This window comes from Burkholderia sp. IT-111MI5 (assembly GCF_949752865.1).
Lineage (GTDB): Bacteria > Pseudomonadota > Gammaproteobacteria > Burkholderiales > Burkholderiaceae > Burkholderia > Burkholderia pyrrocinia_C.
Map to the genome: position 1 here is coordinate 1 of NZ_CATKIF010000006.1, position 22,169 is coordinate 22,169.

Below are 22,169 nucleotides of genomic sequence, written 5' to 3' on the forward strand. Positions count from 1 at the left end.
CAACGCTGAGCGTCCCGTTGCAAAACTCCTAAGTTATGCAACGACGCGTCGGCCACGGCCAAAGTCCCGCACGGTCGAGCCGCGCGATGTTGCAAAACATAGTCTTGTATACGGATACATGCGCGACTATGATGTGCAACATTCCGCGAACGGTGGGGTGACCTATTAATTTATCGTTATGTAACGCAAAATAGAGTCTCCAGACAGGCAGGGGCGAGCATGGCACGTGGCAAAGATATTTCGTTACAGGATCGTTCCGTACCGGAAAAACGTGGCCGGGGCCGGCCACGAAAGCCCGACGCCATGACGAACGCGCAGCGCCAGGCGGCATTTCGGGCGCGGCACAAGACGGTAGGAGAATCCGTTACTGTAACGAAAAATAAGCATGATGAGCTTGTGCTCGAATGCGAGCGACTGCGCGAAGAACTGGCGCAGGCGCGTCGCGCGGTCGCAAAGCACCCCCGCCGCGAGGTGGGTGAGGGCGTACTGCGTGCTGCGTCAACGGTGTTGGTCCAGCCGGTGCCGGACACGACCGAACTGGACGAGAAGAGGCTGGTGGTGACGCTTGGCGTGCGCGAGTACTTTTCACTTGAGCGGCTGGCGGTACATCACGGGCTCCCGAAACGCGCGGTGATTGAGCGCCTGCTCTGGTGGGCCGATGACAGCATCGTGCGGTCCTTTGGAGACGATGATGCAGCGTTTAACCGTTACGTAAATCGCGTAACGAAAAATTGTGAAAAATAAAGCTGAAATGAGAGACCCAACGGACACTGCTACGCGCGATATCGAGACGGGCGCATTCCTGATCGGATACGCCCGTGTCTCGACGCGCGACCAGGACTTGACCAATCAGGAGGCGCAGCTACGCGCGGCCGGGTGCGGCCGGATCTTCGCGGAGAAAATAACCGGAACACGCCGCGCTCGCCCGCAGCTCGATCGCTTGCTCGACCACCTGCGTGCCGGCGACGTCGTGGTTGTGACTCGCCTCGATCGGCTCGCGCGGAGCATCCGCGACCTGCTCGACATTGTTGAACACATCCACACCGCGAACGCCGGCCTACGCAGTCTCGCCGAGCCGTGGGCTGACACGACGACGCCGGCCGGCCGTATGGTGTTGACCGTGTTCGCCGGGATCGCCGAGTTCGAACGCAGCTTGATTGTTGAACGCACGAGCAGCGGCCGAGCAGCGGCCAAGGCGCGCGGCACGAAGTTCGGCCGCAAGCCGACGCTCACGCCGGCGCAGCTCGACCATATCTATCGCCTCGCGGACGAGGGCAACACGAGCATGCAGGAAATCGCCGCGTTGTTCGGAATCCACCGATCGACGTTGTTCCGGCTGTTGTCGCAGCGCGCAGAACGCGCCGCGTAGAGCCGTATACATATAGAGAGGGAAACGATGAAACTTGAACTCGTTTCGTTTGGCCTACCGCCCACGTTCCCGCCCGAGCTGATGCCCGAGGCCGGCGCGCGATTCGTCGCCGAGTGCCGCACCGGCATGCCACCTCTCCGAATCCTGACGGCACCCCTCAATGAACCTCTCTGAACAGATCAACTACCGCAAAACGTTGCACCAACCAGCACCGAAGTGATGTAATGTGGTGCAGTTCAGGAGAGTGCTTATGCTAAGCAAAATCAATCGATTACCAAGTTCTGGCCATGAGGCCAAGAGTGCGCGCGCCTCCGTGAGCTTCCCGCGAGACTTGTACGACACGCTCGAACGCCTCGCGAAGGAGCGCAAGGTTTCAGTTGCATGGATCATTCGCGACGCTGCCGAAAAGTATGTGAGCGAGCGCTATCCGCTGTTTGAGGCAAATTCTAAAATTGAGAAACCCCATGCGTGAACAACGCAAAAAACCAACAACGAAGTACAAGGTCATCTCCCTATTTTCTGGCGCAATGGGGCTCGATATCGGGCTTGAACAGACCGACCGGTTTGAGGTTCTAGCATGCGTAGAAAAGGTACCCAGCTTCTGCGCCACCATTCGAGCTAACCATGCACTTGGACACCTGCATAAAGACCTGAAGGTCTTTGAAGGCGACATCACCAACATCGATCCGGCAGATGTACTTGCAGCATGTGGATTAAAGCCAGGCGAATTGGATGTTTTGGTTGGCGGGCCACCCTGTCAGTCCTTCAGCACCGCCGGACGGCGCATGGCTACGCAAGACCCGCGCGGGACGTTGCTTTGGCAATATCTCCGTTTTGTCGAATATATGCAGCCTCGATTCTTCCTCATGGAGAACGTACGTGGTCTGCTGTCGGCCGCATTGAAGCACCGGCCTATCGCTCTGCGACCCGAAAAGGGCGGCCCTCCCCTTGAGCGAGACGAAATGCCCGGCTCCGTGGTTCGGCTTTTCGCCGAAGATCTGCAGAATCTGTCCAGCGCCAGCGGCACCGGCTATCACATGGACTGCTTCGAGGTGAACGCTGTCAACTATGGTGCACCTCAGCTTCGAGAGCGGGCGCTGTTCGTCGGCAACAGGTACAACACCGTTGTGAACTTTCCGGATCCGACGCACGGCCCCTCGTATGTCCCTGAAGGATCGCAGGGCGGGCTCTTCGACGCGAAAGACTTGAAGCCTTGGCGCACGCTGCGCGACGCTATAGGCGGCCTCAGCGATCCCGGCGAAGTCATCATGGATTTCAGCCCGCGTAAAAAGTCGTTTTTGAGCTTGGTGCCCCCAGGGTCCAATTGGCGCAGCTTGCCGGTCGAAAAGCAACAGGAATCCATGGGGCGTGCCTGGTTCGCCAAAGGAGGCCGTTCAGGCTGGTGGCGTCGTCTTAGTTACGACCTGCCGTGCCCGACCCTCGTCACGATGCCAAATCACGCCAGCACCGCGCTATGTCACCCTGGGGAAGTTAGGGCGCTCTCGCTTAAGGAGTACGCTCTAATCCAAGAGTTTCCGGCAGACTGGTCATTCCGGGGCACAGCGAGCCAGCAATACGCGCAGGTTGGTAACGCCGTGCCAGTACGGCTGGGTCAGGTGGCAGGTAATGTGATCGCGAAGGAACTGGATGTGCTGAAGAAGCACAACTGGCTTGCGGCCGCTGAAAAACCGTTGGATTATCGGATCGTCTACGTTCAATCCCACGTCCGCACCCGGCAATGGTTCAAGGACGGAAAAACCTTGGTTTGGGAGGACGGCGAAAACAATACGCTTGCCACCTACGAAGCACCACAAACACTTAGAAAAATCAGTGCAATTGGATAAAAAAAATGGCAACACGCGCTACGGCTAACCCCTTTTTCGCTGCTCTTAAATCAAAAACGCATCACTTCAACGTTCAAGAAATCATCGAGCTATTTGCGAACGTTACCGAAGAGAGAGTTGAAACGCTTGCGAAAGCTTTGGCTGGATACATCAGCACCAATTTACCCTTGGCTTTTGAGCGGAGAGCAGGTCTGTCCGACTATCGGACTAACCCCTACGTATTGATGACCTCCGCGAGCGTAATGCGGTTGGATGATCCGCGTGCTTTCGGGGCGTTTCTTTTCAACAGCAAGCTCTACATGGGACTCGAAACCTCATTCGGCAAGTCGATTGAGGCGGCCTTCGTCAGCCAATATCCGATTGTTTCGCCCAACAAGTGGATTGAGGCGCCAGAGAAGCGGGCGGAATTCGACGCCCTGATCGGCCTGAGTAACGAAGAGAAGGCCCAGCGTCGAGTTGACTCTGTTTGGCGCGAGATTGATAAGTCAGTCGTCGTCGGCCACCGGCGCTACATGACCTCGATCAAAAGCGGGCCGAACACAATCAACGATACCCAGGTCCAAGGCATGACCAGGGCCATCATCGACAATCACCGTGCTTGGCTAAGGCAAACACAGATCACTTACCCGGAAGTGACGGAAATCGACGTGGTGCTTGGTCTCACTTATGGAACGGACTGCACGACCAATAACAAAGAAAATCAAATTCTGGTCAAGCTCCTGCAAAACGGTTTCGCAGAGGAGGATCGCATTAATAAGCCCGGTGTCTTAATCGACACCCAGACTGGCTCGATTCGAGTCTATCGACGTATCGGTAAGGATTTCTGGGCGTTCATCGGTCAGCCGGACAATCCAGGCGCCGCCGACTTTGTATTCTTGGAAGTGCTACTGGCGCTTGCTAAAGCTCTCGCCGTTGGCATCGAGACCGCCGACCTCGAAACGCGCATCAACATAAAGTTGCAGCAACTCGCAACTGCACTTGGTCAGCTCCAGTTCCCGCGCCACAGTTTGCCCGATTGGATCAGGGAAGACTTTAACGAAAGCCAGTTGTTTTGGTTCGCAACCGCTATGACGGCCTTCTTTGACGAAGGCATCTAGGGGTGCCGATCATGGTACGCATGCGCTGCACCGAGCAGCCGGCCGCACCGGCCGGCGAACAGGCGTCGCTTTTCTGACGCATAAAAAAGGGGAAAGGCCGTAGCCTTTCCCCTTCTCATGGCGGCTAAAAAGCCTCCCCCGTGTCACACAGGAACACCCGCCCTCAGTTGGTCCGAGTCTTCCATAGCCTTGGACCCTATCCACAACGCGATCCGCACCGAACCATCCGCATTCCGGACCCTGCGGCCTTCGATCGAGAGTGACCCCAACCGAAACTGAGCGTCTTCCGTCATATGCTCATTGCCTACATACGGGACCAGCGAAACATAGCCTTCGTAATCGGGATCGTCCGGCTTTTCGCCTTCGGGCAGTTCGCCGTCATGCCACCCACGCCGATCGGTGCACCACAGTTCGCCCTCGTAACGTAGATCGTCGCTACCGAACTTCAGTTTCAACGACTTCGTTCCTACTGCACGAGGATGTGCCGCGATCTCCAGCAAGGCCAGAACCGGCATGACTGACTCGCCGATTCCAACCGAACCCAACATCAACGGTGTCCCACGTGAAGCAGTCCAGTTATTACGAAAACGATCCGTACCGGGCAGGTTAAACAGATTGCCTGTAGCGACAGTTGTTACCGTGAACATAATGGCCTCCAAAAAAGAAAGGCCATTCGGGAGCGTCGTTTGACGTTCCACGAATGGCGGAACGTCAAACAACACGTGACGATTCTAGATCAAAAAAAGCCGGTGTCCAATGTGGATGCCAACCGCATCAACATGAGCGTCGTTATCCACAATTTCTGTGGATAACCCTGTGCACGTGTGATGGGCGTTTCCCTGCGCTTTGCTTCGGGCCGGGCTTTCGCGCTGCGCGTCGAGCCTCGTTCCGAGTCTCGCCCCTACGGGCTTCAATCCCTAACGCAACCCCCTGGTCAGGTGCGGCCAGTCGGCCGCACGTAGGCGCTCGCCGCGCGGCGGTTCATCTCGGCTCCGGCAATCGCCCTGGCCGTTTCCCTGAGTTCGCCGTCCTTTTCGCGACCATAGCCAACCCGGTGCGGCCATCAAGGGCCGCGCTGCGCGCTGAAATCCTCGCCCGTTCCTGCTCGCTTCGCTGCGCGGGCATGCGGCCTCCGGTTTCACCCTTGACAGCCACACCGGGCCGGCTAACCCCGTCGCGGGACGACGAACTCAGGGAAACGGCGGCAAGACGGTCAAGTTCCCCAGCCTCGCCAAACCACTCCACTCCGGGACTCGGAATCTAGGAACCCGGTCAGCAGTAAAGGCAACCCCTTTTTCTGGAGGTCGATATGAACCCGCTCTCACTTCATCACTGGATAGTAGTCCTTACGTGTGCCTACATGGAATACACGTTCACCCCTTGGGATGGCCGGAACTACTACCGCCGCACGGTCGATTACGCCCGCGTCGTCTGGTGCTGACAGGGGCGCTCGTCATGGCAACCAAGCTCAGTACCTACCACCGCACCAATCACGCCGCGAGCCTCGCGCTCGCCAGGCGTCTACGCCGCGACGGCAGCGCCCATGCCCGAATGATGGAGCTGGCCAAGTCATCGCGTCACTACTTCGAGCAACTGCGCAAGATCGGCGAGTGAGCCGCCACCCAAGCCGGGCCAGTCGGCCCGGCACTGCATAGGAGATAGACCGTGAACAAGTACGAAGCCAAGCAGCAAGCCCGCCGCGACCGCCTGGAGGCTCGCGCCGATCGCGCCCGGTCGGCGTCGAACATGACCTATACACGCGCCGAGGTTATGGCGTCTGCTATCCCGTTCGGCCAGCCCATTTTGCGCGGCCACCACTCTGAGCGCCGCGACCGCAACTATCGCGCACGGATTCACAACACGTTCGGCAAGGCGTTCGCGCTGCAAGACCAGGCGAAGGAACTGGAGCGCCGCGCCGCGGCTGTCGGCAGGGGCGGCATATCGAGCGATGATCCGGAAGCGGTAGACAAGCTGCGCGTGAAGGTGGCCGAGCTGGAGGAACGGCACGAGCGGATGAAACGCACGAATGCGCTGATCCGCCGCGAGGATCGCGCCGGCCTTGCTGCGCTTGGCTACACGGCCGACGCCATCGAGAAGCTGTTCAGGCCGGACTATCGAGGCCGCGCCGGCTTCGCATCTTACGAGCTGACCAACAGCAGCGCCAATATCCGGCGCATACGCGACCGTATCGCGGCGCTCGAAAAGATCGCGGAGCGCCGCGATCGCGAGGAACAGAGGCAAGGCTACACGTACCGCGAGGACGTGGAGGACAACCGCGCCGCGTTTGTGTTCGACGCCAAGCCGGATAAGCCCGTGCGCGACCTGATGAAGCGCAACGGCTTCGTATACAGCCCGAGCCGGTCGCCAGCCGGCAAATCGACCTATGTCCGCAAGCTCACGCCGGCCGCGATCAATACGGCGACGTGGCTGCGTCCGCAGCTCGACGAGCTGCTGACCGGCGAATGATCCAGACCCGGCCCGTTTCGGCGGGCCACTAGGGATCCCCCAGATGGACAGATCGAAGGGCCTAGAACCCGTGCTACTGTGTGCGGCACGTCAACTCGAATGCCACGCCATGAAAGCTTCAGAAGCAGTCAAACAAATACAAGACGCGGTTCTTGAAGTAGAGAAAACCGGAGCGAAGGAATTGCTGATCGCAAATCTGAATGCCTATCTCGCCAACGTATCGGCTACGGCCCTTCAGCAAGAGCAGGGCGAACCTTCCATCACGGAAGCCCAAGCTAACCACCAGCTTGAAGTGTGGAAAGCGGAATTGTCGAGAAGCTCGACGATGAGCGTCGAGATGCTCAAGGCGACAGTCGAGGCTGGTCAGACGGCTCTTCGGTCCGCGATCGTTATAAATGGCGGAGCAGCGGCAACCGTCCTTGCATTCGCCGGCAACGCGATTGCAAAGGGGCTACTGGTTGCGGGAGCGCCGCTCCTTACGCAAATCGGGACAGCACTTTTATGGTTCATGGTTGGTGCAGGGATAGCAGGGGTCGCGTCCGGCTTCAGATACTTGTCGCAGTACGCGTACGGGAGCACGCATTGGGGGAAAACCAGCGTTTGGTGGGTGCGTTGCGGCGCCATGGCCAACGTGATCTCCATCGGCCTTGCCATCGGCTCTTTCGCAGCCTTTTTCGTCGGTGGCTTGGCGGCGTATCACGCTGTCGTCGTGCCGAGTTAGAAGGGCGGGAGTTTTCGACCGACTGGGGGTGTCCGCCGGAACCGCTGAGGTTTTGCGTCGGAATTCTCAGCGGTTCCGGCGGACAGCGCCTCAATCGCTCGGTAGGCGGTACACGACCTTGATCTGCTCGTCGCTGTCGATGTCGTATCCGCTCAGTGCCTCGAAACCCCGCTTGATGTTGCGTTCGTAGGCGAACTTACCCGCCGAACGTTCGGCAACTTCACGCAGGTTATTTGGCCGTTCGCCGTCACACTTGGTGATTTCCCAAGCCGATTGACCAACGTGCTTCAATATCAGGCGATTGATCGTCGGGGATTTCTGAAAAATCTCGCCGATGGTGGCGATGGATGTGATTTTTCCGGTAACTTGATTCATTTGCAACTCCATGCAAGATAATTAACCGCAACTCCTTGCGGCCCAAGTGCCAATCATCCGATTAGCAAGCACATTTTACTCCGGGTACGCCCAGTTCGAGAAATGTGAACGTGTATACCCTGCGCGTCGTTCAAATCAGTTGGCCGTTTCGTTGTCCCCTGACACCCGAACGAAATTTTCGGCGGTTCCGGCGTATAACCCCCGACTGACGCCAAAGTTATTCCGCCGATTCCGTTGATTCAGCAGCGGCGGCCGGCGTGGCCGGTGCTGCTGGTGTGATCCACGACGCCACGCTGCGATCGATGTGCGCGTGGCAGGTGTAGAGCTTCGACGCGTTGCGGCCGGGCATGTAGGCGATGGCAATCCGCGCCGGCAGGCTGAGCAGCGTGCTTTGCGAAATGATGGGCTGTTCTAGCTTGCCCACCATCCGGTTTCCCTCCCATTGTTCGCCGCCATGCACGTTGGTTTTCGTGGTTTCGCGTTGCACCACGTTCAGCCATTGGGTTGCCGAGAGCTTTTCCGCCCATTCGGCTGTGCGTTCATCAGCTGCCCGGTAGACGAACTTGATAGGCGTGTTGACCTCGAATTCCCGCGCCAATGCCTTGCCGTCGAGGCGCTTGTCATCCGGCGCTTCAAGGTTCGCGATCGACTGCGCAGCGAGCAACATATTGCAGCGGTTTTGCCGGATCGTCGCCAGCGCATCATTGATTTCCGCGCACGCAAGGAACTTCAATTCGTCAATGCCGAGCGTCACATGCGCCGGCCGCTTCGGCAACAGACGCTTGATTTCCGCCGTCAGCTCCGCGATGTAAGCCTTTGTCGCAGCCTTCACAACCGGGTCAGCCAGGTCGCCGCGAACGTAGACGACAGCATTATTCAACAGGCACGCTTCGATCGAATGGCCCTTACGCTTGGCCGGCTGGGCGAAGGTATCGACGCGCGACCACTCGCGCAGCGAGTCGCGCAACGTGGACAGATCACGGTCGCCGGCATTCCCGTGATCCTTCACGTAGGCCAGTAGCGACTTGATTGTGCCGTCAGTGTTTTCGAGCGCGTCATCGAGCAGCGCCCGTTCCTTGGCCTTGTAGACATCGGCATCGGTGCCGGCCGAGTCGAGATTGAAAGCGCGCACGATCCGCGTGCGGCGCTGCCGGAAATCGCCGCCAAGGAACGGATGCCACACGCCCTTGCCGCCCGGATTCAGGTCGAGATAGACGAAGCGCCGGCCGGCCGCCTGCGCTTCGTTTTGCAGCAGGTACGGCAGGTAATCGTCGCCTTTCGGATCGATGTAGAACACGCCGAATCCGAACCGGATGCATTGCTTGAACACGCCTTGCAGCACGATACCCTTGCCGTAACTCGTCGGGCCAAGGATCGCGTGGTGCGTGGTGAAGAACTCTTTCAGGTCGAAATAGATAGGCTGGTCGTGTTCGTCCAGACCGTAAAAAATCTTGCCATCGGCGAAGTATTTTTCCGGCTCGAAGTCCTTAGCCTGAGTTACACCTCAACTGGACGTCAGGCAGGCGCGCGAAACACGTCAGATTAGAGCCGATTTCGTCATTGCCTGACGCCGTGCCCTCAATAGCCAAGACCCAAGCCTGACAATCTTGCGACTAACGTACGAAAAAATCCGCTTCTTGACGGCACCCCGGTTCTGACGTTTTCGTGGTGAGCCTGACATGCATCCACCACGTCAGAACAAGCGTCCTTGAGGGTCCGGCTGAAAGGTAAACTTGAAGCCAGTGATCTTACGGCCGGCGGGGATTGTCGGTTCCCATTCGATTTTCAGCCCGTTTTTCTCCTGCAATTCCTTTACGGCCACGTCGATGACTCGACGCCGAAGCTGGCCGGCATCTTTGATACAACTGGCCGGTGCACCCATCGCTTCACAAAACTCGTCGTAACCGATGACCAAGAGCCCGGTATCGCGGAACTGAGCCATCATTTCGAGCAATCGCCAGCTATACATCGATCTCAGATCGGCCGCATGTTTGAGCTTGTAGGTTGTATAGGCCCTTTCGATGCCCAGAAGGTACGGCGCAATCGTCGGCGTAAATTTCAGTTCGACCCAGCCGGACGTGCTCGTGTCCGCTCTTTCGTAGATCCACCGGGCGACCTTACGTACAGGCACTTTCTTGCCGCGCTCAGTCTGAATGACAGTCCACTCGACACTGCATTCGTACAGGCTCTCTGCGGCCGATTTGAGGTCCGAATAGGCATGCTTGGCATCGATCGACGGATAGGCTTCGAGAAATTCCTGAGCGGTGATGCGCACTGGCCACCCCGGTGCAATCCCCGTCGCGGGATCGGGGCTGGTCGCCTTATGGAGCAAAATTTTGAGCTTGGGATTGCACTTCGCGATCGCTAATGCAAGCACGCGCTTTTGCTGGAGGGTCACACTTCGGTCCAGCCATCCGTCTGGGCCGCAAACCACTCGCGCGCGACAGCCTCAAACGTCGACGCGGCCTCGATCGCCCGGGTGCGTTTGATTTCCCGTTTCTGCTCGGTCGGATCGGTGCCGGCGGCCAGTTGCTTCCGCGCATTGAGGCAGGCCTGCCGAGCCTCAGCGAGCGTCACCTCTGGATAGACGCCGAAGGCGGCGCGCTTCTCTTTACCGTCAAAGCGGTACTTCATGCGCCAGTACCGCGATCCGTTCGGCATTACCTCCAGATACAGCCCCTTCCCGTCAGCCAGACGATACGGCTTCTCGGCCGGCTTGGCCTTGCGGATCTGCATCTCGGTCAGTGGAGTGGCGCGCTTCGGCATGGCGTGGGGGCATCGAGTTTGGGGGCATGGAGGCATGTCCCAAAAGATGCCCCCAAGTTAGGTTGCTTGTACTGGGCAACCTTGGGCAATGATGGCAGCAAAAGTCCAGGCGACACAAGGCTGTGCGCGACTTTTTGGGCAAACTTGGGAAGTGTTGGGAACTTAGATGGTCCCCCCGACAGGAATCGAACCTGTATCTAGCGCTTAGGAGGCGCTTGTTCTATCCATTGAACTACGGGGAGAGCCATGTCCGGGCGATCGCGCGAAAAACGCGAACCGGACGGCGATGTGGACAGCGCGCAGAGTATAGCAAACGCGCGGCGCATCGGCGGGCGGATTGCACGCCGATGCGCGTATCGCGCGGTCAGCGGCGATCAGAAATCGACGACGACGAAATCTTCCTTGCCGACGTCGCACAGCGGGCACCGCCAGTCGGCGGGAATGTCGGCAAAACGGGTGCCGGGCGCGATGCCCTCGTCGGGCAGCCCTTCCGCTTCGTTGTAGACCCACCCGCAAATCAGGCAGACCCAGCTCTGGTATTCGGTTACTTCGCTCATGTAGCGCTCGTGATAATGAAAACTCGGTAATGCCGTCCGCAGCCTCGCCGGCGGACGAAAGGCGCAATGTTACCGGAATTTCGCCGAACGCCTGCGCAACGTCGTTTTAAACGTACGCATCGCGAACAATGGGTGTCGTCGCGTGCGGCGGGCTTGCAGTGTATGCTTCGTGGGCCTGTCAATCTGAAGGAGGAAACGATGCTCAACAGAAAGTGGATCGCGGGTGCGGTTTGTGTCGCGGCGCTGGCCGTGTCGACGCTCGCGCGCGCCGAAGCGCGCGTGTTCTTTGTCGAGCCGCAGGACGGCGCGACGGTGTCCAGCCCCGTGCACGTGAAGTTCGGTCTCCAAGGCATGGAACTCAAGCCGGCCGGCGACATGACGCCGAATACGGGCCATCATCACCTGCTGATCGACGGCAAGTCGGTGCCGAAGGGCGACGTGATCCCGGCGTCCGACCATTCGCTGCATTTCGGCAAGGGCCAGACCGAAACCGATGTGAAGCTGCCGCCCGGCCCGCACACGCTGACGCTGCAACTCGGCGACGGTGCGCACCGTTCGTACGGTCTCGAAATGAGTTCGACGATCACGGTCAACGTGAAGTAACCGCAGCATCCCGTGCCGGCGCCCGTTGCGCCACGCGCGGGATGGTAGATCGACCGGCCGCGGGCATCGGGCCGGCATTCGCCTGTTCACCCGGCCGCGGCCGGCATCCGGCACCGGAAACCGGCCGCAAGCCGTACATGGCACCGCCCCATCGCACCGCGTCGACGCGGTGCGAGCGCCGCTCGCAGGGCTAGTCCGTCCGGCCATACCGGTGGCGGCGTCCGCGACCGGTACAATGAGCGCTTCCGATTCCTCTCTCTCCGCCGTCTCCCCATGTCGCTCTATTCCATTACCGGCGCGCAGCTCGCGTTCGGTCACGTCGCGTTGCTCGATCACGCGGATTTCTCGCTGGAAGCCGGCGAGCGCGTCGGCCTGATCGGCCGCAACGGCGCGGGCAAGTCGTCGCTGCTGAAGATCGTCGCCGGCCTCGCGAAGCCCGACGACGGGCTGGTCACGCGCCAGCAGGAACTGGTGACCGTCTACGTGCCGCAGGAGCCCGAATTCGAGCCGGGCGCGACGGTGTTCGACGCGGTCGCGTCGGGGCTCACGCACACGCGCGAACTGCTCGAAGAATACGATTCGATCGTGCACCGCCTCGCGGACATACCGGAAGGCGCCGAGCACGATGCGTTGCTCGCGCGGATGAACGCGCTGCAGTCGTCGCTCGACGCGCACGACGCATGGAGCTGGCGCACGCGCGTGTCGATGACGCTCGCGCAGATCGGCCTGCCGGACGGCGATGCGAGCGTCGACGCGCTGTCGGGCGGGATGCAGAAGCGCGTCGCGCTGGCGCGCGCGCTGGTGTTGCAGCCCGACGTGCTGTTGCTCGACGAACCGACCAACCACCTCGACTTCGACGGCATCCGCTGGCTCGAAGAACTGCTCGTCGCGCAGCGCGCGGGCCTGCTGTTCATCACGCACGATCGCGCGTTCCTCGATCGCGTCGCGACGCGCATCGTCGAGCTCGACCGCGGCCGGCTGCTGTCGTACCCGGGCAATTTCTCCGCGTACCAGACCCGCAAGGCGCAACAGCTCGAAGTCGAGCGCGTGGAAAACGAGAAGTTCGACAAGCTGCTCGCGCAGGAAGAAGTGTGGATCCGCAAGGGCGTCGAGGCGCGCCGCACGCGCAGCGTCGGCCGCATCGCGCGGCTCGAGCAGATGCGTCACGAGCGCGCGGAGCGCCGCAATTCGCAGGGCAACGTAAGGCTCGACGTCGCGCAGGGCGAGAAGTCCGGCAAGATCGTCGCGGAGCTGACAGACGTGACGAAGCGCTACGGCGGCCGCACGGTCGTCGACCGCTTCACGACGACGGTCATGCGCGGCGACAAGATCGGCTTCATCGGCCCGAACGGCGCGGGCAAGACCACGCTGCTCAAGCTGATCCTCGGCGAGCTGAAGCCCGACGAAGGCACGGTGCGCACCGGCACGAACCTGCAAGTCGCGTATTTCGACCAGATGCGCGCGCAGCTCGACCAGGACAAGAGCCTCGCGGATACCATCAGCCCCGGCAGCGAATGGGTCGAGATCGGCGGCGTGCGCAAGCACGTGATGAGCTATCTCGGCGACTTCCTGTTCGCGCCGGAACGCGCGCGTTCGCCGGTGAAGTCGCTGTCGGGCGGCGAGCGCAACCGGCTGCTGCTCGCGCGCCTGTTCGCGCGTCCGGCCAACGTGCTGGTGCTCGACGAACCGACCAACGACCTCGACATCCCGACGCTCGAACTGCTCGAAGAGTTGCTGGCCGACTACGACGGCACGGTGCTGCTCGTCAGCCACGATCGTGCGTTCCTCGACAACGTCGTGACGTCGGTGATCGCGGCCGAAGGCGACGGCAAGTGGCGCGAATACGTCGGCGGCTTCACCGACTGGCAGATCCAGAGCGAGCGCTCGGAGCAGCTCGCGCAGCAGGAAGCCGCGAAGCGCGCGGTCAAGGAAGCGGCGCCCGTCAAGGAAGAGCCGGCGAAGAGCGCCGCGGGCCGCAATGCGCAGCGCACGGTGAAGCTGTCGTTCAACGAGCAGCGCGAACTCGATTCGCTGCCGGAGAAGATCGCCGCGCTCGAAGAGGAGCAGAAGACGATCAATGCGCAGCTCGAGGACGGCTCGATTTTCGCGAAGGATCCGCAGGAAGGCACGCGCCTGACCGAGCGGTTCGCGGCGATCGACGACGAATTGCTCGCCGCGCTCGAACGGTGGGAAACGCTCGAGGCGAAGCGCAAGCCGGCATAACGCGTCACGCGCCGCGCGGCCGGCGATGGCCGCGCGACGATCTCGCGATTGGCGTGCCACGCGGAACCAGTAAAATACCGCGCGTCCCGGGTAGCGCAGCACGCCGCGCGCCCGCTTTCGGAGCAGTCCAAGCACACCGTTGTTTCGATTCGCTTTTTTACGGAACTCAACGTTTTGTCCACGACGTTATCCACACGAGGTGTGGACAACGTCCCGATGAATGACGAAATTCAGCGCCTATGTCAACGAAGAAACCCAGCGCGGCCTATAGCGAAGCATCGATCAAGGTGCTCAAGGGTCTCGAGCCGGTCAAGCAGCGGCCCGGCATGTATACCCGTACCGAGAATCCGCTGCACATCATCCAGGAAGTCATCGACAACGCGTCCGACGAGGCGCTCGGCGGCTACGGCAAGCAGATCACGGTCACGCTGCACACCGACCAGTCGGTATCGGTCGAGGACGACGGCCGCGGCATCCCGTTCGGCATGCACCCCGAAGAAGGCGTGCCGGTCGTCGAGATCGTGTTCACGCGCCTGCATGCGGGCGGCAAGTTCGACAAGGCCGCGGGCGGCGCTTATACGTTCTCGGGCGGCTTGCACGGCGTCGGCGTGTCGGTAACGAATGCGCTCGCGACGCGCCTCGACGTAACGGTCTGGCGCGACGGCAAGATTGCCGAGCTCGGCTTCGCCGACGGCGACGTCGTGAAGCCGCTGGCGACGCAGGGTGCGGGCCGCGGCGAGAAGAAGTCCGGCACGCGCGTGCAGGTGTGGCCGAACCCGAAATACTTCGATTCGCCGAACCTGCCGCTCGGCGAACTGCAGCGCCTGCTGCGCTCGAAGGCCGTGCTGCTGCCGGGCGTCGAGGTCGTGCTCGTCAACGAGAAAACCGGCGAGCGCCAGACCTGGAAATACGAGGATGGCCTGCGCGGCTACCTGCTCGACGAGATGAACGGCAGCGAGCTGCTGATCCCGCTGTTCGAAGGCGAGCGTTTCGCCGATTCGCGTTCGGGCGACGATACGTTCGCCGAGGGCGAGGGCGCGTCGTGGGTCGTCGCCTGGAGCGAGGAAGGCTCGCTCGTGCGCGAGTCGTACGTGAACCTGATCCCGACGCCGGCAGGCGGCACCCACGAATCGGGGCTGCGCGACGGTCTCTATCAGGCGGTGAAGAGCTTCGTCGAGCTGCACAACCTGCAGCCGAAGGGCGTGAAGCTGCTCGCCGAAGACGTGTTCGCGCGCGTGTCGTTCGTGCTGTCCGCGAAGGTGCTCGATCCGCAGTTCCAGGGGCAGATCAAGGAACGCCTGAACAGCCGCGACGCGGTGAAGCTCGTGTCGTCGTTCTCGCGTCCCGCGCTCGAACTGTGGCTGAACCAGCACGTCGAGCACGGCAAGAAGCTTGCCGAACTCGTGATCAAGCAGGCGCAGGCGCGCACGCGCGCGGGCCAGAAGGTCGAGAAGCGCAAGAGCTCGGGCGTCGCGGTGCTGCCCGGCAAGCTGACCGACTGCGAGACCGAGGATATCGAGCGCAACGAGCTGTTCCTCGTCGAGGGCGATTCGGCGGGCGGCTCCGCGAAGATGGGCCGCGACAAGGAGTACCAGGCGATCCTGCCGCTGCGCGGCAAGGTGCTGAATACCTGGGAAACCGAGCGCGACCGCCTGTTCGCGAACAATGAAGTGCACGACATCTCGGTTGCGATCGGCGTCGATCCGCACAGCCCGGACGACACCATCGACCTGTCGAACCTGCGCTACGGCAAGATCTGCATCCTGTCGGACGCGGACGTCGACGGCTCGCACATCCAGGTGCTGCTGCTCACGCTGTTCTTCAAGCATTTCCCGCAACTGATCGAGCGCGGCCACGTGTATGTCGCACGGCCGCCGCTGTTCCGCGTCGATGCGCCCGCACGCGGCAAGAAGCCCGCGCAGAAGCTGTATGCGCTTGACGACGGCGAGCTGGAAGCGATCCTCGACAAGCTGCGCAAGGACGGCGCGCGCGAGACGCAGTGGAGCATCAGCCGCTTCAAGGGTCTCGGTGAAATGAGCGCCGAGCAGCTTTGGGACACGACGATGAACCCCGACACGCGCCGCCTGATGCCGATCAAGCTCGGCGAGCTCGACTTCGACGCGACCGTCGCGCGGATGACGATGCTGATGGGCAAGGGCGAGGCAGCCGCGCGGCGCGGCTGGCTCGAGGAAAAGGGCAACGACGTCGAAGCGGACATCTAAAGCCCCGCGCGCGGCCGGGCATGACGCCCGGCCCGGCCTCACGCCACTTACGAATACGGAATTCAGATGGACGACAACACTTCCGATCTCTTTGCCAGCCCCGACGCGCCCGAGAGCGACGCGCTGACGCTCGGCAACTACGCGGAGCAGGCGTATCTCAGCTACGCGGTCAGCGTCGTGAAGAGCCGCGCGCTGCCCGACGTATGCGACGGCCAGAAGCCGGTGCAGCGCCGGATTCTGTTCGCGATGAACGAAATGGGCCTCGGCCCGGACGCGAAGCCGGTGAAGTCGGCGCGCGTGGTCGGCGACGTGCTCGGTAAATACCACCCGCACGGCGACCAGTCGGCGTACGACGCGCTCGTGCGTCTCGCGCAGGATTTCTCGCTGCGCTACCCGCTGATCGACGGGCAGGGCAACTTCGGCTCGCGCGACGGCGACGGCGCGGCGGCAATGCGTTACACCGAAGCGCGGCTCACGCCGATCGCGAAGCTGCTGCTCGACGAGATCGACCAGGGCACGGTCGACTTCATGCCGAACTACGACGGCTCGTTCGACGAACCGAAGACGCTGCCGAGCCGCATGCCGTTCGTGCTGCTGAACGGCGCGTCGGGCATCGCGGTCGGCCTCGCGACGGAAATCCCGTCGCACAACCTGCGCGAAGTCGCGGCCGCGGCGGTTGCACTGATCCGCAATCCGAAGCTTTCGCACGCGGAGCTGATGAATTTGATCCCCGGCCCGGATTTCCCGGGCGGCGGCCAGATCATTTCGAGCGACACGGAAATCGCGGCGGCGTACGAAACGGGCCGCGGCAGCCTGAAGGTGCGCGCGCGCTGGAAGATCGAGGATCTCGCGCGCGGCCAGTGGCAGCTCGTCGTCACCGAGCTGCCGCCGAGCACGTCGGGCCAGAAGGTGCTCGAGGAAATCGAGGAACTGACCAACCCGAAGCTCAAGCTCGGCAAGAAGACGCTGACGCCCGAACAGCTCAACACGAAGAAGGCGATGCTCGACCTGCTCGACGCGGTGCGCGACGAGTCGGGCAAGGAAGCGGCGGTGCGGCTCGTGTTCGAGCCGAAGTCGCGCACGATCGACCAGACGGAATTCGTGAACACGCTGCTCGCGTACACGAGCCTCGAATCGAACGCGACGCTGAACCTCGTGATGATCGGCGCCGACGGCCGGCCGGGCCAGAAGGGCCTGCTGACGATCCTCGACGAATGGGTGAAGTTCCGCCAGCTGACGATGACGCGCCGTTGCCGCCATCGTCTCGCGAAGGTCGACGACCGCATCCATATCCTCGAAGGGCGGATGATCGTCTTCCTGAACATCGACGAGGTGATCCGCATCATCCGCGAGTCGGACGAGCCGAAGGCCGCGCTGATGAGCGCGTTCGGCCTCTCCGAGCGGCAGGCCGAGGACATTCTCGAAATCCGCCTGCGCCAGCTCGCGCGGCTCGAGAAGATCAAGATCGAGAAGGAACTCGAAGCGCTGCGCGACGAGAAGGCGAAGCTCGAGGAGCTGCTCGCGAACGAAAGCGCGATGAAGCGGCTGATGATCAAGGAGATCGAGGCCGACGCGAAGCAGTACGGCGACGACCGTCGCACGCTGATCCAGCAGGAAAAGCGCGCGACGTTCGAGGCGAAGGTGGTCGACGAGCCGGTGACGGTCGTCGTGTCGCAGAAAGGCTGGGTGCGTGCGCTGAAGGGCCACGGGCTCGACCCGGCCGGCTTCACGTTCAAGGCCGGCGATCATCTGTATGCGGCGTTCCAGTGCCGCACGCCCGATCGCCTGATCGCATGGGGCAGCAGCGGCCGCGTGTATTCGGTCGACGTATCGGTGCTGCCGGGCGGGCGCGGTGACGGCGTACCGGTCACGTCGCTGATCGAGCTCGAATCGGGCTCGCATCTGATGCACTACTACGCGGCGCCGGCCGATCAGCAACTGCTGCTCGCATCGAGCAACGGCTTCGGCTTCCTCGCGAAGGTCGGCGACATGGTGAGCCGCGTGAAGGCCGGCAAGTCGTTCATGACGATCGATACGGGCGCGGTGCCGCTCGCACCGATGCCCGTGCTGCCGAACGCGACGCAGGTCGCGTGCCTGTCGAGCGGCGGCCGCCTGCTCGTGTTCGGGATGGACGAGATGAAGACGCTGTCCGGCGGCGGCCGCGGCGTGATCCTGATGGCGCTCGACGACAAGGAAACGCTCGTGCAGGCGCTCGCGATCGATCCGGCGGGCGTCGTGCTGATCGGCACCGGCCGCGGCGGCAAGGCGCAGGACGACACGCTGTCGTATGCGGGGCTCGCGCCGCATATCGGCAAGCGCGCACGCAAGGGCCGCGCGCCGGAGTCGAAGCTCAAGGTCGTCAACGAGCTGCGTCCGCTGCTCGGCTGACGCCGCGCGCGATCGTCCGGTTCGATCGCGATCGAAGGCCGCACCTCCGCTTCGGCGGACGTGCGGCCTTTTCTTTGGGACCGCGGATTCGGGTGATTCGGGTAAGCAAGCGTGGCGCTGTCACGCGGAACTTGCAAAATATTGTGAAATCGCGCGTGGGGCCTGAACCGCGCGGCGACGGGCCGGTCGAACGACGTTCGATGCCGCGTACGACGCGGCCGTTCGCAGCACCCACCCCATCACAGGATTGCCGCCATGTCCCACGCTGTTGCCGTCGCGCTGTTTCTTCATCTGCTGGCCGTTGCCGTGTGGGTGGGCGGGATGGTCTTCGCGAACTTCTGCCTGCGTCCGGCATTGTCCGACCTGTCGCCGCAGCTCCGGTTGCCGCTGATCGAAGGTGTGTTCGGCCGCTTCTTCAACTGGGTGGCGGGTTCCGTGATCGTGATCCTGCTGTCCGGCGGCTTCCTGCTGATGGAGTTCGGCGGCGCGCACGCGACGTGGTCGCTGCACGCGATGGCCGGGCTCGGCGTCGTGATGATGCTGATCTTCGGGCATATCCGCTTCGCGCTGTTCCCGCGCATCCGCCGCGCGGTGCAGGCGCAGAACTGGCCGGACGGCGCGCGCGCGGTGAACGCGGTGCGCCTGCTCGTCGTCGTCAATCTTGTGCTCGGTGTCGTCACGGTCGGTGCGGCCGTGCTGTCGCGCGGCTTCTGATCTTCAGGCACCGGCTGGCGCCAACCGCGGGCGCGCCGGCATGCGCCGCTACGCGGCTAGCATCGCGTCGAGCAGCCAGGAGCCGGCCGGGCCGAGCGGGCGGTTGCGCGACCATACCGCATCCACCCGCACACGGCGCGGCCAGCCGCGTGCGCGCAGTTCGCACAGGCGATCGCGCGCGAAGTGGTCGACCATCCAGCGCGGCAGCTCGGCCCAGCCGAACCCCAGCACCGCCATCTCCAGCAGCATCAGGTAGCTCGGCGCCAGCCAGTGCTGCGTGCCGACGACGATCCGGTCGTCGGCGCTGCGGCCCTCCGTTTTCACATAGGTGTTGAGGCGCAGTTCGCGCACGTCGCGCAGCGCCGCGTGCGGCACTTCCGTATCGCCGTATTCCGCAAGCGCATGCGTGCGCCCGACGAACAGCCCGATCTCCGATTCCTCCGCCACCGTCGCCGCGCCGATATCGGCCGGGTAGGCAGCGCGCGCGGCCATCAGCCCGAGCTGCGCGCGACCCTGCTGGATCAGGTCGAGCACGTCTTCGTGCTCGGCGATCTGGCATTCGAGCTCGAGCGCCGGAAAGCGCCGTTCGAGCGCCATCAACGTTTCCTCGTAGCGCTTCGACTGGTACGTATCGGACACGACGAGCGTCAGCCGTGCTTCCTCGCCGCGTGCGAGCCGCGCGGCCGTGCGGTCGATCGCCGCGCCGGCCTCGAGTGTGCGCTGCACCTGCGGCAGCAGCGCGCGCCCGGCGTCGGTCAGCGTCGGTGCGCGCGTCGAGCGGTCGAACAACTGCACGCCGAGATCGATCTCGAGGTTCGCGATCGCCTCAGACACGGTCGACTGACGCTTGCCTAGCTTGCGCGCGGCGGCCGTGAACGAGCCGAGCAGCGCGGCTTCGGCGAATGCGAGCAGGGCTTCGGGGGCGTGGCGCATGTGGCGCTCCAGACTTCGTTATATCGGTAAAACCGATGATATCAAACTGGATTCATACGGTTGTGCCGATCAAAATGACCGACATGAATGACGTTACGAATTGGAGGGAATCATGAAACAGATAAATAAAACGGTGACGGAACGGCTGCTGCATGCGCTGACGTTCGAGCTGGTCGCGATCGCGCTGTGTGCGCCGATCGGCGCGTGGCTGCTCGACATGCCGGTATCGCACGTCGGCGTGCTGACGGTGATGGTGTCGTTGATCGCGATGGCGTGGAACATGACCTTCAACACGCTGTTCGACCGCTTCGAACGGCGCGCGGGGCTGTCGCGCACGCTCGGCATGCGGATCGCGCACGCGGTCGTCTTCGAGCTCGGCCTCGTCGCGATGGTGGTGCCGGTTGCCGCGTGGTGGCTGAACGTGAGCCTCGTCGAGGCGCTGCTGCTCGACCTCGGCATCGTGCTGTTCTTCCTGCCGTACACGTTCTGCTTCAACCTCGCGTACGACGCGCTGCGCGCCCGCTGGATGGCACGCCGGGTCGCGGTGCAGGCGGGTTGAAGTCGCCTGGTGCCGGTGAGTGCCGGTTGAGTCCACTAGAGTGACGGCTGCCGCCCGTCAGCGCGCGGCCCACAGCCACACGCCGCAGACAACCGCGACCGCGCCGTAGACGGCATAGACGGGCACCTTGAGGCGCGTGAAGCACAGCGTCGCGAACGCGCCCGTCAACCAGTAAATCGGGTCGCCCGGCTCGCGATGCAGGATCTTCACGACGGCGACGATGAGAAAGCCCGTCGTCGCCGCGCGCAGCAGGCGCATCCCGTGCTCGAAGCGCGAATGGCGCTTGAGCCGGGACAGGTGGTTCTGCGCAAACACGACGAGGCAACCCGACGGAATGAACAGCGCGGCCGTGGCGAGCAGCGCGCCGACCCAGCCGTCGGTCAGGTAGCCGAGAAACGGCACGACGTTCAGCAGCGGCCCCGGCGCCACGGGCGACAGCGCGAACGCCAGCGTGAAGTCGTGATCGGAGATGCCGGTGGCCGGCGAGACGAACAGCGTCTTGAGCACCGGCAGTGCGGAAAAGCCGCCGCCGAACAGCGTCATGCCGGCGCCCGCGAGGCGCGGCCACAGCAGTTGCTCCTGGTAATCGCCTGGCAGCGGCACCGCGAACAGCGCGACGAGCACGCCGAGCAGCACGAGCAGGTTGCGGTCGCGTCTCGACAGCGTGAAATCGACCGCGTCGCGTTGCGTCGGCCCGGTCAGCCAGCCCGCTGCAAACGCAGCGAAAAGAATCCCGACGAAAGCGGCCGGACTATGCGCGAAAGCGAGCAGAATCGTCGACAGCGCGGCGATCGCCTGTTCGAGCCGCGTGCGCGCGAGCATGCGCAACTGCTTGACCCACGTGACGCCGATCAGCGCGGCGAGCACCATCCCGAAGTGATTGATCAGCATCGGCGCGGCAAGCGAGCGCACGAGCGGCGTGCGATAGAAGATCGCGAACAGCGTCATCAAGATGGAAAACGGCAGCACGCTCGCGATGCCGGCGACCCATGCGCCGGCGCGGCCGTGCAGCGTCTGGCCGACCTGCACCGCAACATTGCAGCCGACGGGGCCCGGCACGAGCCACGCGAGCGCGACGAGATCGCCGAATACGTGCGGTTCGATGCGCTGCAGCCGTTCCACGTAGTGGCGTTCGAGTTGCGCCATCATCGAAAGCCCGCCCCACGAGATCGCCGAAATGCCGGCGACGACCTTGAACAAGGTCCATAGGGATGCCTGTGCCTCTTCGACACGAGCGGTCGCTTCGACTTCGACGGTTGTCATGATTGTGGTGTTGGCGCAGGGCCGGATCTCGCGCGTGTGAGCGTGCCGGCGGCCCGCCGATACGTTGGC

Annotated in this window: 23 protein-coding genes and 1 tRNA gene; 15 read left to right on the plus strand and 9 right to left on the minus strand. The window is 62.6% G+C overall.

Annotation, left to right across the window (positions count from 1 at the left end; all coding sequences use genetic code 11):
* The first annotated feature begins 303 nt into the window (after positions 1 to 303).
* The 5 genes from ACM6JT_RS04875 (at position 304) to ACM6JT_RS04895 (ending at position 4,310) form a co-directional block, all read left to right on the plus strand.
* Positions 304 to 744 carry a hypothetical protein gene (locus ACM6JT_RS04875; protein ID WP_414856044.1) on the plus strand — a complete coding sequence of 147 codons (441 nt, stop codon included), beginning with the start codon at positions 304 to 306 and terminating at the stop codon, positions 742 to 744.
* A gap of 7 nt (positions 745 to 751) precedes the next feature.
* On the plus strand, positions 752 to 1,369 hold the full coding sequence (locus tag ACM6JT_RS04880; protein WP_414856088.1) for a recombinase family protein: 618 nt from the start codon (positions 752 to 754) through the stop codon (positions 1,367 to 1,369).
* Between the two features lie 250 nt (positions 1,370 to 1,619).
* Positions 1,620 to 1,841 (plus strand): CopG family transcriptional regulator, encoded by a 222-nt coding sequence (locus ACM6JT_RS04885; RefSeq protein ID WP_414856045.1) that lies wholly within the window; start codon positions 1,620 to 1,622, stop codon positions 1,839 to 1,841.
* Positions 1,834 to 3,213 carry a DNA cytosine methyltransferase gene (locus ACM6JT_RS04890; protein ID WP_414856046.1) on the plus strand — a complete coding sequence of 460 codons (1,380 nt, stop codon included), beginning with the start codon at positions 1,834 to 1,836 and terminating at the stop codon, positions 3,211 to 3,213. Before ACM6JT_RS04885 ends, ACM6JT_RS04890 begins: the two co-directional genes overlap by 8 nt.
* Positions 3,214 to 3,218: 5 nt before the next feature.
* The gene (locus ACM6JT_RS04895; protein WP_414856047.1) at positions 3,219 to 4,310 is read left to right on the plus strand and encodes a PmeII family type II restriction endonuclease; all 1,092 of its coding nucleotides are present in this window, start codon (positions 3,219 to 3,221) and stop codon (positions 4,308 to 4,310) included.
* Between the two features lie 143 nt (positions 4,311 to 4,453).
* On the opposite strand, the gene ACM6JT_RS04900 is transcribed toward ACM6JT_RS04895, so the two are convergent.
* Entirely contained in the window at positions 4,454 to 5,032 is a 579-nt protein-coding gene (locus tag ACM6JT_RS04900; RefSeq protein ID WP_414856048.1) for a hypothetical protein, read from the minus strand.
* A 733-nt stretch (positions 5,033 to 5,765) separates the two neighbouring features.
* Here ACM6JT_RS04900 and ACM6JT_RS04905 point away from each other — a divergent pair.
* From ACM6JT_RS04905 to ACM6JT_RS04915, 3 genes are all read left to right on the plus strand, one after another.
* Entirely contained in the window at positions 5,766 to 5,924 is a 159-nt protein-coding gene (locus ACM6JT_RS04905) for a hypothetical protein (RefSeq protein ID WP_211145476.1), read from the plus strand.
* Positions 5,925 to 5,975: 51 nt separating this feature from the next.
* Positions 5,976 to 6,776, plus strand: a complete 801-nt coding sequence (locus tag ACM6JT_RS04910; RefSeq protein ID WP_414856049.1) for a DUF3560 domain-containing protein — start codon at positions 5,976 to 5,978, stop codon at positions 6,774 to 6,776.
* 109 nt (positions 6,777 to 6,885) lie between these two features.
* Positions 6,886 to 7,497 (plus strand): hypothetical protein, encoded by a 612-nt coding sequence (locus ACM6JT_RS04915; protein WP_414856050.1) that lies wholly within the window; start codon positions 6,886 to 6,888, stop codon positions 7,495 to 7,497.
* A gap of 90 nt (positions 7,498 to 7,587) precedes the next feature.
* Here ACM6JT_RS04915 and ACM6JT_RS04920 read toward each other — a convergent pair whose 3' ends face one another.
* Positions 7,588 to 7,872, minus strand: coding sequence for a hypothetical protein (locus ACM6JT_RS04920; RefSeq protein WP_167397622.1), 285 nt, complete (start codon positions 7,870 to 7,872; stop codon positions 7,588 to 7,590).
* A 217-nt stretch (positions 7,873 to 8,089) separates the two neighbouring features.
* Positions 8,090 to 9,214: a TraM recognition domain-containing protein gene (locus ACM6JT_RS04925; protein ID WP_414856051.1), complete on the minus strand. Its 1,125-nt coding sequence runs from the start codon at positions 9,212 to 9,214 to the stop codon at positions 8,090 to 8,092.
* Here ACM6JT_RS04925 and ACM6JT_RS04930 point away from each other — a divergent pair.
* On the plus strand, positions 9,206 to 9,418 hold the full coding sequence (locus ACM6JT_RS04930) for a hypothetical protein (protein WP_414856052.1): 213 nt from the start codon (positions 9,206 to 9,208) through the stop codon (positions 9,416 to 9,418). The two genes, ACM6JT_RS04925 and ACM6JT_RS04930, sit on opposite strands and share 9 nt — an antisense overlap.
* A gap of 147 nt (positions 9,419 to 9,565) precedes the next feature.
* Here the strand turns inward: ACM6JT_RS04930 and ACM6JT_RS04935 are convergent, their stop codons facing one another.
* The 4 genes from ACM6JT_RS04935 to ACM6JT_RS04950 form a co-directional block, all read right to left on the minus strand.
* Entirely contained in the window at positions 9,566 to 10,270 is a 705-nt protein-coding gene (locus ACM6JT_RS04935) for a replication initiation protein (RefSeq protein WP_414856053.1), read from the minus strand.
* Positions 10,267 to 10,638, minus strand: a complete 372-nt coding sequence (locus ACM6JT_RS04940) for an Arm DNA-binding domain-containing protein (RefSeq protein ID WP_414856054.1) — start codon at positions 10,636 to 10,638, stop codon at positions 10,267 to 10,269. The genes ACM6JT_RS04935 and ACM6JT_RS04940 overlap by 4 nt, the downstream gene beginning before the upstream one ends.
* 167 nt (positions 10,639 to 10,805) lie before the next feature.
* Positions 10,806 to 10,880, minus strand: a tRNA-Arg gene (locus ACM6JT_RS04945).
* Between the two features lie 132 nt (positions 10,881 to 11,012).
* Positions 11,013 to 11,195, minus strand: a complete 183-nt coding sequence (locus ACM6JT_RS04950) for a rubredoxin (RefSeq protein WP_006398668.1) — start codon at positions 11,193 to 11,195, stop codon at positions 11,013 to 11,015.
* 198 nt (positions 11,196 to 11,393) lie between these two features.
* Here ACM6JT_RS04950 and ACM6JT_RS04955 point away from each other — a divergent pair, with 198 nt between their 5' ends.
* The 5 genes from ACM6JT_RS04955 (at position 11,394) to ACM6JT_RS04975 (ending at position 19,345) form a co-directional block, all read left to right on the plus strand.
* Positions 11,394 to 11,798 carry a DUF4399 domain-containing protein gene (locus tag ACM6JT_RS04955; protein WP_414856055.1) on the plus strand — a complete coding sequence of 135 codons (405 nt, stop codon included), beginning with the start codon at positions 11,394 to 11,396 and terminating at the stop codon, positions 11,796 to 11,798.
* A gap of 273 nt (positions 11,799 to 12,071) precedes the next feature.
* The gene (locus tag ACM6JT_RS04960) at positions 12,072 to 14,021 is read left to right on the plus strand and encodes an ATP-binding cassette domain-containing protein (RefSeq protein WP_414856056.1); all 1,950 of its coding nucleotides are present in this window, start codon (positions 12,072 to 12,074) and stop codon (positions 14,019 to 14,021) included.
* A 239-nt stretch (positions 14,022 to 14,260) separates the two neighbouring features.
* Positions 14,261 to 16,243, plus strand: a complete 1,983-nt coding sequence (parE, locus tag ACM6JT_RS04965; protein WP_034184787.1) for a DNA topoisomerase IV subunit B — start codon at positions 14,261 to 14,263, stop codon at positions 16,241 to 16,243.
* Between the two features lie 66 nt (positions 16,244 to 16,309).
* A complete protein-coding gene (parC, locus tag ACM6JT_RS04970; RefSeq protein ID WP_034184788.1) occupies positions 16,310 to 18,631 on the plus strand; it encodes a DNA topoisomerase IV subunit A in 2,322 nt (773 codons plus the stop codon).
* Between the two features lie 255 nt (positions 18,632 to 18,886).
* On the plus strand, positions 18,887 to 19,345 hold the full coding sequence (locus ACM6JT_RS04975) for a CopD family protein (protein ID WP_034184789.1): 459 nt from the start codon (positions 18,887 to 18,889) through the stop codon (positions 19,343 to 19,345).
* A gap of 48 nt (positions 19,346 to 19,393) precedes the next feature.
* Here the strand turns inward: ACM6JT_RS04975 and ACM6JT_RS04980 are convergent, their stop codons facing one another.
* Complete coding sequence (locus ACM6JT_RS04980; protein ID WP_034184790.1) at positions 19,394 to 20,278, minus strand: LysR family transcriptional regulator; 885 nt, start codon at positions 20,276 to 20,278, stop codon at positions 19,394 to 19,396.
* A gap of 112 nt (positions 20,279 to 20,390) precedes the next feature.
* Between ACM6JT_RS04980 and ACM6JT_RS04985 the strand changes: the two genes are divergently transcribed.
* A complete protein-coding gene (locus tag ACM6JT_RS04985) occupies positions 20,391 to 20,837 on the plus strand; it encodes a multidrug/biocide efflux PACE transporter (protein WP_034184791.1) in 447 nt (148 codons plus the stop codon).
* A gap of 57 nt (positions 20,838 to 20,894) precedes the next feature.
* On the opposite strand, the gene ACM6JT_RS04990 is transcribed toward ACM6JT_RS04985, so the two are convergent.
* Positions 20,895 to 22,100 carry a chromate transporter gene (locus tag ACM6JT_RS04990; protein WP_105391015.1) on the minus strand — a complete coding sequence of 402 codons (1,206 nt, stop codon included), beginning with the start codon at positions 22,098 to 22,100 and terminating at the stop codon, positions 20,895 to 20,897.
* Between the last annotated feature and the right edge of the window lie 69 nt (positions 22,101 to 22,169).